We start from the raw sequence: 7,030 nt of genomic DNA, 5'->3' as shown, positions 1-7,030 counted from the left end.
CGCTGCCCCTCATCCGCCCTTCGGGCACCTTCTCCCCGTGAACGGGGAGAAGGAAGGATGAAAGCCGCCAAGAAACCCGACCTCCTGCGCGACAACGAGCTGATCTACGGCCGCCTGCTCGGCGTCGACGAGCCGCATCTCATCCAGCGCTACAACAAGGCGCTTGTCGCCTTCAGCCTCGAGCCGACCAGGTTAAAGAGCTTCCAGATCGACCGCACCGGCTTCTCGCCCGAAATCGCGGAGGAGTGCGGCGATTTCGACTATCTCGATCCCAACGAGGTCAACCGCCGCTTCATCATCCTGACCCCGTCGCAGATCGACCTGCCCGTGGTGCACACCGCCTTCTCCAACACCTCGCAGCTGATGTTCGAGTTCATGTCGAAGAACCAGCGCGCCATCGACGCGCTGACCATCAAGGACGTGATCTACGGCGAGATCGAGGACTCGGTCCCCAAGGTCAACGACATCGAGGACCTTTTGTCGATCAACCAGGTCGAGTTCAAGGTGCTGTCGGCCGAGGATGTGCTGGGCAAGGCGGCCGAGCTCGGCAAGCTGGTCGACCGACTGAAGCAGGAACCCGACGCCTGGCGCGACAATGCCATGCTGCAGCGCATGGTCGATCTGGCCAAGGTCTGCGGCGACATCCGCGAGAACGCGCTGGTCCCCGACCAGGTGATCTTCCGCCACAATGCCTACTGGACCAGCCATTTCGGCGGCCTCTATGTCTTTGTCGATCCCGACATGACGACGGTTATCTGCGATCCGGCCGCTCCCGGCTTCCGCCGCTCACGCCCCTGGCAGGTCAGCTACCTGTCGATCAACGATGCCGACAAGGTGTTCCGCTTCCTTGCCGCCACCGGCCGCCTCGACCTGCCGCGCGCCTCGTGGATCGAGGCCTCCGGCTATCTCGAGCATCGCGCCGAGATGGTTGTGCGCGCGCTGATCCGCGACGCCGAGCCCAACCGCAATCTGACCGATGTCGACAAGGTCTGGCTGCAGACCTGGATCCACGGCCATGCCGACCTGATCGCCAGCGATGGCAATTTCCCTTTCCTCAACGCCGCCAAGCGTGAGATCGCCCAACTCGGCTATCTCAAGATCGAGGATGTGCCGCCGCGCCAGCGCTTCCTGGTCGTGCGCGCCAAGCCCGAACACCCCGATGCCTGGCTGACCAACCAGCTGATCTCGGATTTCGTGCCGCAGGACTTCGTCTCGCGCTACGTCTTCAACAAGCCCGGCTTCTACAAGGACTATGAGAGCTACAGCGACGCCTGGCGAAGCCATGTTGTGGACGTTCTGAAAACCACATATTTGAAGGACAAGGCGGCGTTCCGCGCGCGTCTTTACGGCCTGACTGACTAGAAAAGTCTGGGCGGTTTTCCGCCCGTAATTAAGCCAAAACAAAGGGTTAGGGCAGATCGCCGTTTCCCTTGAAACGGTGAAATGCTCTAAGGGGGTGCCACAGCCATGCTCGACCCAATCGTGAACTTCTTCACCCAGATCTTCCAGTGGATCGGCCGCGGCATCGGCTTCGTCATCGGCGTCATTCTGTGGCCGTTCATGTGGGTCGGCCGCTGGTACGGGCAGCGCGGCTGGATCCTGAAGGCGGTGGTCGGTCTTGCTCTCCTGGTGCTGATCGGCCTTTACGCCAATTTCTTCTACGCCACGCAGTGGTGGAACAATTTCAACCCGAACTATCCCGACACCTACACGTTCGAGAAGCGCAACGTGTCGGCCGGCGAGCAGGTCTCCGCCGGCGCCGGCACCGACACGGCCAAGACCTGCGGCAACTCGGCGATCGCCCAGGTCGCGGCCGATCTGACCGACTTCAACGTCAACCAGAATGCCTGGATCTCGTCGATGATCCTCTACAAGCTCGGCCTGTTCGGCATCGACTGGGACAACACGCCCTGGATGGACAACAAGGCGTCCTTCCAGCGCGGCATCAACCAGGCGGTGCGCCGCACCGCGACCGAGCTTGCCGACAATCTCGGCCGCGTGCGCACAACCTCGCAGATCGATGCCGACCTGCAGGACGCTCGCGGCAATCTGCAGTTCGACGAGTACACCTGGTATTTCGGCCTGAACCCCTTCGGCCCCAAGACGCCGACACCGAGCTACTATCGCGACGCGGTGCGCAAGCTGCGTTCCTTCAATGCGCGTCTCGCCACCTGCCAGGCGACGTTCGACGCGCGCGCCGACAATCTCAAGCAGTATATCGACCGCATCGCTAGCGACATCGGCTCGACCTCGGCGATCCTCAAGGAGCGCGCCGAAAACCACAACAATGGCTGGTTCGATACCCGCGCCGACGACCGCTTCTGGTTCGCCTATGGCCAGCTCTATGCCTATTACGGCCTCATGAAGGGTGCCCAGGCCGACTTCGAGGACGTGCTCAAGGAAAAGCACCTGCAGAGCCTGTGGGACACGATGGATTCGCAGTTCGTCTCGGCGCTGCGCATCCAGCCCTTCATCATCGCCAATGGCCGCGAGGATGGCTGGCTGTTGCCGACGCATCTGACGACGATGGGCTTCTACATTCTGCGCGTGCGCTCCAACATGGTTGAGATCAGCAACGTTCTGACCCAATAGCACCGTCTCGGGGCGACAGGGCGATGGCGGATTTGCGCCGTCGCCCCTGTCGCTTTTCGCGCATTAGGCGGCTGTTTTGAGACGGCGAAACCGCCCCCGCTCTGGCTTCTATACGGCGCAACGACCGGGCCCGAGACGACCGCCTTGGAAGAGGCCCGGCGACAGGAACACTCTTTCTTAACAGGAAACATAGTTGCATGGAAGTTGACGCCGCGCCAGCGACAGGGTTAGAACATGCCCTTGCGTCCGGGCGGCGTTTCGACCATGCACGAATGATCGAACCCCTCCCCTCCACCGCCTACTCCAGAGGAAAGCCGTCATGGCCGAAGTGAAGTCCGACATCGAGATCGCGCGCGCCGCCAAGAAGAAACCGATCCAGGAGATCGGCGCCAAAATCGGCATCCCGACCGAGCATCTCCTGCCCTATGGTCACGACAAGGCCAAAGTCTCGGCCGAGTTCATCAAGTCGGTGAAGGGCAACAAGGACGGCAAGCTGATCCTGGTCACCGCCATCAACCCGACGCCCGCCGGCGAAGGCAAGACGACCACCACGGTCGGCCTCGGCGACGGCCTCAACCGCATCGGCAAGAAGGCGATCATCTGCATCCGCGAAGCCTCGCTCGGCCCGAATTTCGGCGTCAAGGGCGGTGCCGCGGGCGGCGGCCTTGCCCAGGTGGTGCCGATGGAGGACATGAATCTTCACTTCACCGGCGACTTCCACGCCATCACCACCGCGCACAATTTGCTGTCGGCGCTGATCGACAACCACATCTACTGGGGCAACGAACTCGGCATCGACACCCGCCGCGTCGCCTGGCGCCGCGTCATGGACATGAACGACCGCGCGCTGCGCGAAATCATCTGCTCGTTGGGCGGCGTCGCCAACGGCTACCCGCGTGAAGCCGGCTTCGACATCACCGTCGCCTCGGAAGTGATGGCGATCCTGTGCCTTGCCACCGATCTCAAGGATCTGGAAAAGCGCCTCGGCGACATCATCGTCGCCTATCGCCGCGACAAGTCGCCGGTCTATGCCCGCGACCTCAAGGCCGACGGCGCCATGGCGGTTCTGCTCAAGGACGCCATGCAACCTAACCTGGTGCAGACGCTTGAGAACAACCCGGCCTTCGTCCATGGCGGTCCGTTCGCCAACATCGCACATGGCTGCAACTCGGTCGTCGCCACCACGACGGCGCTGAAGCTCGCCGACTATGTCGTCACCGAAGCCGGCTTCGGCGCCGACCTCGGCGCTGAAAAATTCTTCGACATCAAGTGCCGCAAGGCGGGGCTGAAGCCCTCGGCGGCGGTCATCGTCGCGACCGTGCGCGCCATGAAGATGAATGGCGGCATCAAGAAGGAAGACCTCGGCAAGGAAAACATCGAGGCGGTCAAGAAAGGCTGCCTCAATCTCGGCCGCCACATCGAGAACGTGAAGCAGTTCGGCGTGCCGGCCGTGGTGGCGATCAACCACTTCACCACCGACACCGAAGCCGAAATCCAGGCGATGAAGGATTTCGTCAAGGCGCAGGGCGCCGAGGCGATCCTGTGCAAGCACTGGGCGCAGGGCTCGGCCGGCATCGAGGACCTCGCGAAGAAGGTCGTCGAAATTGCCGAATCCGGTGCCTCGCAGTTCTCGCCGCTTTATCCGGACGAGATGCCGCTGTTCGAGAAGGTCAACACCATCGTCAAGCGCATCTACCGCGGCGACGAGGCGATCGCCGACAAGTCGATCCGCGACCAGCTGCATGCCTGGGAACAGGCCGGCTACGGCAACCTGCCGGTCTGCATGGCCAAGACCCAATATTCCTTCTCGACCGACCCCAACCTGCGCGGCGCGCCGACCGGCCACACCCTGCCGGTGCGCGAGGTCAGGCTCTCGGCCGGCGCCGGCTTCGTCGTCATCATCTGCGGCGAGGTCATGACCATGCCCGGCCTGCCCAAGGCGCCGTCCTCGGAAAAGATCTTCCTCAACGAGCAGGGTCAGATCGAAGGCCTGTTCTAAACATTCTTTGAGCTGAAACCGATCAAGGGCGCCGCGCTGCCGCGGCGCCCTTTGCTTGCCCGACTATGCCGCGTTCCGCTTCAGCGCCCGCTGGTTTGATGCATAGATCGTGTCGCGCTCGGGCAGCTTCCCGGTCTTCAGGCAATCGACCCACTCCGCGGTCTTCAGCACCGCGGCGAAACGCGACTGCAGAACGACGCTTACCACCCGGTGGATGTCCTCTGCCGACGCATAGCCCGCGCTGTTGGCATAGGGCACCGAGCCGCTGGCATCCGAGAGGAACTCGACGGCGAAGCCCATATGCACGGCGTGTATGATGGTCGACAGATCGCAATTGTGGGTCATATAGCCGACGACCGCGATCGTACCGATGGCATCGGCGCGCAGCCAGGCCTCCAGATCCGTGCCGGTGAAGGCCGATGGCAGCGTCTTTTCGACATAATGGTCGCGGGCGCGCCCGGCGATCTCGGGATGCAGTTCGCCGCCGTGGCTGCCCTTGGCGAAGATCGGCGAGGTCCCGGGCGCCATCTGCTTGACGACGACGATCTTGATGCCGGCCGCCGCGGCGGCATCCATGGCGCGCGCCACATTGGCGACGGTCTCGGCGAAGGGCGGATGCTGGATGGCCAAATTGCCGCCATTGTAGTCGTTCTGGACATCGACGACGACAAGCGCGCGGCGCGGCTGGGTGGCTGGTGCTGACATGGCAGTTTCCTTTCGAGCGGGTTAATGGCGCAAAGCTAGGCGGATGTCCCGGTGGCCGAAAGTGGCCCGATTGACATCATTCGAAAGAATTGGGACATTCGCCAGTCAACGCAAACGATGTCAGCCATGAAGCAACCGATCATCGCCGCTGTCGCCTTCGACGGCATCAGCCCGTTCCACCTCTCCGTGCCCTGTCTGGTGTTCGGCGCCGATCGAACCAGGCTTGGACTGCCACGCTTCGACTTCCGCGTCTGCGCGATGGAGGAGGGACCTATCCATACCGACGCTGGGCTGAGCATCGTCGTGCCGCACGATCTTACGGCGCTCGACGAGGCCGACATCGTGATCATTCCAAGCTGGAAGGACCTCGATGCCCCTCTGGCTGCGCCATTCAAGGAGGCGCTGCAAGGCGCGCATCGGCGCGGCGCGCTGATCGTGGGTCTGTGCCTCGGCACCTTCGCCATTGCGGGCGCCGGATTGCTGGCCGGGCGCAAGGCAACGACCCACTGGGCCTATACCGATCAACTTCAGGCGCTTCATCCAGACATCGCGATCGATGCCGACGTGCTCTATGTCGACGATGGCGACGTCATCACTTCCGCCGGTGTCGCCGCGGGGCTCGACTGTTGCCTGCACATCGTGCGCGCCCGCTATGGCGCGGAGGCGGCGCTGCGGCTCGCTCGCCACGTCGTGCTCTCGCCGCACCGGCAGGGCGGCCAGGCACAGTTCATCGAGCGCCCGCTTGCGCCGACGCCGAACGCCGATCGGTTCGCCAAGGCCCTCGATGACGTGCGGGCATCGCTCGGCGAAGCGCACAGTCTCGACAGCGTCGCCGACGCGGCGGGCCTTACCCGCCGCACCTTCACGCGCCGTTTCCAGAAAACCACCGGCACCAGTTTCGGCGACTGGCTCGCCGACCAGCGCGTCGCGCTGGCGCAGCGGCTTTTGGAGCAGACGGACAAATCGATGGACATGGTGGCCTTCGAAGCCGGTTTCGGCAGCGCCACCTCGCTGCGCCAGCATTTTGCCGCGCGGCTCAGGACATCGCCGATGCAATATCGGCGGGAGTTTTCCAAGACCGCGGGCGCGCTTAGCGCGGCGTGACCACCCGCGCCGGGTTGCCGACCACGGTCGCGTTGGCCGGCACGTCGCGGGTCACCACCGCGCCGGCGCCGACGATCGCGCCCTCGCCTATGCTGACGCCGCCGAGGATGATGGCGGCGCCACCGATCCAGGCATTGTCGCCGATCGTTACTGGTTTTGCGATCTCCAGCCCGGCCAACCGTCCAGTGGCTTCGCGGTGATGCTCGGCGCAGTAGATCTGCACATTAGGGCCAAGCAGCGTGCCCTTGCCGATGCGCACCGGCGCGGTATCGAGAATGGTGCAGCCGGCATTGAGGAACGTGCCATCGCCGAGAAACAGATTGAAGCCGTAAGCGCAATGGAACGGCGCCTCTATGCGAGCCCCCTCGCCCGCACCGCCAAGCAGCGCCTGCAAGGCAGGCCCTATATTGCCGCGCTGCCGGGGCGGCAGGCCGTTGTGCTCGAACACCGCATCGCGCGCGGCGAAGCGCAGCGCCTCGAGCTCATCGTCTATGCAGGTGTACCATTCGCCCGCCGCCATCTTCATGCGCTCACTTGCCGTCATGGCGGCACCTCCCGATTTCGTCCGCTGCCAAGCACAACCGATTGTCGGACAAAAGCCCGTGGCCAAACGCCCGGCCTATGCTAGCC

At 63.6% G+C, this 7,030-nt stretch carries 6 protein-coding genes; 4 read left to right on the top strand and 2 right to left on the bottom strand.

Annotation, left to right across the window (positions count from 1 at the left end):
- The first annotated feature begins 57 nt into the window (after nt 1-57).
- The 3 genes from E5X34_RS04675 to E5X34_RS04665 all read left to right on the top strand — a co-directional run bounded on the left by E5X34_RS04675 (nt 58) and on the right by E5X34_RS04665 (nt 4,591).
- Nucleotides 58-1,362 (top strand): DUF6638 family protein, encoded by a 1,305-nt coding sequence (locus tag E5X34_RS04675; protein WP_292561622.1) that lies wholly within the window; start codon nt 58-60, stop codon nt 1,360-1,362.
- Between the two features lie 105 nt (nt 1,363-1,467).
- On the top strand, nt 1,468-2,592 hold the full coding sequence (locus E5X34_RS04670; RefSeq protein ID WP_126081614.1) for a DUF2333 family protein: 1,125 nt from the start codon (nt 1,468-1,470) through the stop codon (nt 2,590-2,592).
- A gap of 319 nt (nt 2,593-2,911) precedes the next feature.
- Nucleotides 2,912-4,591 carry a formate--tetrahydrofolate ligase gene (locus tag E5X34_RS04665; protein ID WP_292561619.1) on the top strand — a complete coding sequence of 560 codons (1,680 nt, stop codon included), beginning with the start codon at nt 2,912-2,914 and terminating at the stop codon, nt 4,589-4,591.
- 63 nt (nt 4,592-4,654) lie between these two features.
- On the opposite strand, the gene E5X34_RS04660 is transcribed toward E5X34_RS04665, so the two are convergent.
- Nucleotides 4,655-5,296 carry a cysteine hydrolase family protein gene (locus tag E5X34_RS04660; RefSeq protein ID WP_292561616.1) on the bottom strand — a complete coding sequence of 214 codons (642 nt, stop codon included), beginning with the start codon at nt 5,294-5,296 and terminating at the stop codon, nt 4,655-4,657.
- Nucleotides 5,297-5,422: 126 nt separating this feature from the next.
- Here E5X34_RS04660 and E5X34_RS04655 point away from each other — a divergent pair, with 126 nt between their 5' ends.
- Nucleotides 5,423-6,400 carry a helix-turn-helix domain-containing protein gene (locus tag E5X34_RS04655; protein WP_292561613.1) on the top strand — a complete coding sequence of 326 codons (978 nt, stop codon included), beginning with the start codon at nt 5,423-5,425 and terminating at the stop codon, nt 6,398-6,400.
- On the opposite strand, the gene E5X34_RS04650 is transcribed toward E5X34_RS04655, so the two are convergent.
- Entirely contained in the window at nt 6,387-6,944 is a 558-nt protein-coding gene (locus tag E5X34_RS04650; RefSeq protein ID WP_292561610.1) for a sugar O-acetyltransferase, read from the bottom strand. The genes E5X34_RS04655 and E5X34_RS04650 overlap by 14 nt on opposite strands.
- Between the last annotated feature and the right edge of the window lie 86 nt (nt 6,945-7,030).

It is taken from the genome of Mesorhizobium sp. (genome assembly GCF_004963255.1).
Classification (GTDB): domain Bacteria; phylum Pseudomonadota; class Alphaproteobacteria; order Rhizobiales; family Rhizobiaceae; genus Mesorhizobium.
This window is presented reverse-complemented; position numbering and strand designations above follow the sequence as displayed.